The organism is Parafrankia discariae (genome assembly GCF_000373365.1).
Lineage (GTDB): Bacteria > Actinomycetota > Actinomycetes > Frankiales > Frankiaceae > Parafrankia > Parafrankia discariae.
On record NZ_KB891183.1, the window covers coordinates 1 to 2,093 of the forward strand.

Below are 2,093 nucleotides of genomic sequence, written 5' to 3' on the forward strand. Positions count from 1 at the left end.
TGGCCCGCCGCCTCGCCCGCCACGCTCCCGTCCCACGCTGGACCCCCCGAAAGACAACCGAGAGCTAAACAACATCAAGATTCAGGACAGGCACTAAGAGATCCTGAAACCAGCACATGGTCTGCCCTGCCGGCGAAGAATCTCGCCGGCAGGGCAGACCAACCCGTAGACCAACCCGTAGATCAATCCTCGATCGGCGAGTATCCGATGACCCTGAATTCCTGGATCTTACCCTCGTCGTTCAGCGTCGTCGACAAGCCACCGCGGACGCAGACCGCCGGGTAGTCCGGACTAGCCTTGCCGTTGCATCGGAACCTCAGCCCCGCGGCTCCGGGAAGTTCGATCTCCGGCATCGCCTTGATGGTGGCATTTACAGTTTCCTGGGTGATTTCGCCGGATATACCCGCGAGCGCTGCCTGAAGGCCGGAAAGGGAGATGAACATGGTCCTGGGGCTCGTGTCCTCGAGGTCGATGTCATCTCCATAAGCGTCCATGACTGTGCCGTACAGGACGCTCGATGGATCGGTCCCGCCACCCGGCGTGATGGCCGAGACAACCATCCCACTGAGTTCATCGGCCGGCACGGCTTCACGGGTCGCGGGGGTGATGCACTGGGAGATGGCCGTGATCGTGCCGTCGTAGCCGACTGCTCGCAGCCCGTTGAACGCGCTGATACAGAACGAGTCGTTGCCCACGACGAACACGACACCAGGATCACCGTCCACGACGTTCTGCATCTGTGGCGTCATGTCAGCCGTGCCCGGCGCGACCGGGACGACCTCGTAGTCAAGACCCGCGTCCTCGTACCGTGCAGGTGCGATCCGCTGTTGATCCAAGGCGGCAGGTACATCGATGACGACCTCTGTGACCTTCTCGACGCCCTTGTCCTTCGCAACGCTGATAGGCATCGAGAGTGTCGCGAAGGTCGGATCACCTAGGAGGTAGGTCGATTCGGGATCGCTCAGCAACGTCTGGTTTCCAGAGCCGAAGAACATCGCCGGGACGTTCGCGTCAGCCAATGGCTGCGCCACGCTCTCGACGACTCCCGACTCGGCGACCGCCACGGCCACCACTTCGTTCTCGATCATCTGGTTACCGCAATCCGTACCTTTGGCCGGATCGTTCAGCGTCTCGCATGTCACCAGCTTGATCGGCCTGCCGCCGATGCCGCCTTTGCGTTCGTTCAGCCATTTGGCCGTAGCCTCGGCCACATCGAACTGCGCCGAATTGTCAACCGTAGCCGATCTGCCATCGGAGATGATCCCGATCTTCACTGGATCCCCCGCCGCCTCGTCCACCGAGCCGAGCACATTCGCGTCGGTAGTCGTACCTCCGGCGGCAGGCGTCTCGGCGTCGTCGGACCCACAGGCGGCGACCGACACGAGCAGGGCGGACGTCGCTGCTAAAAGCGTGAGGGAGAACCGTCGTAACGGCCGATGGCGCGCCGAGCGGAGCCGCGGAGCCGCGGTATAGCGCATGTATCCCCATCTCGTATCGGTGAACGTGCGTCGGGCCGTCTCTATGTCGGTTTCGAGGCGGCGCAGCACGATCTAGCCGGGACCGATCGGCACCCGGTCGGAGAACTTCCTACTTGTTTAACGATGACGGCCTGTACGAAGATCGCGCGGCGTACTGCCGATGTCGGACGTCCGTCGACGATTTTCTGGTGCGCCGAAAGGGACAGGCATCGATTTCACCGTTTCGGTGTACAAAGACACCGCGTCGAGTATCGACGGCCTCAGGCCGATCGGTCGGCGGCAGGAGCATCCAGGTCTGCGCCGCTGGTGGCCGTTCCGCGGGTTGAGAAGAGAGTCCGACGCAGAGCCCGATCCCGAGCCAGTGCGGCGGCCGGCTTCAGCCGAGCGGGGATTTATCCAAGCTACCCCTATGCATCATACTACTCGACCCGGTCGGCGAACGGCGACGGAGTGGACTTCTAGAGCCGCGGGGCGTGCGCGAGAAATCAAACTGCCGCGTCGCCAGGTTCCACACCTCCTGTCAGTGCCTGTCCTGAATCTTGGTTGTGTGGGCCGCATGTGGCCCATTCCTGATCTTCCTGGTGTGGCGGGCCAGGCTGGGAGGGCGGGTTCGCC

At 62.8% G+C, this 2,093-nt stretch carries 1 protein-coding gene; it reads right to left on the reverse strand.

Annotated features, from left to right (window positions below; all coding sequences use genetic code 11):
- Window positions 1-182: 182 nt before the first annotated feature.
- Entirely contained in the window at window positions 183-1,547 is a 1,365-nt protein-coding gene (locus B056_RS0110180) for an ABC transporter substrate-binding protein (protein ID WP_018501760.1), read from the reverse strand.
- Window positions 1,548-2,093 lie beyond the last annotated feature (546 nt).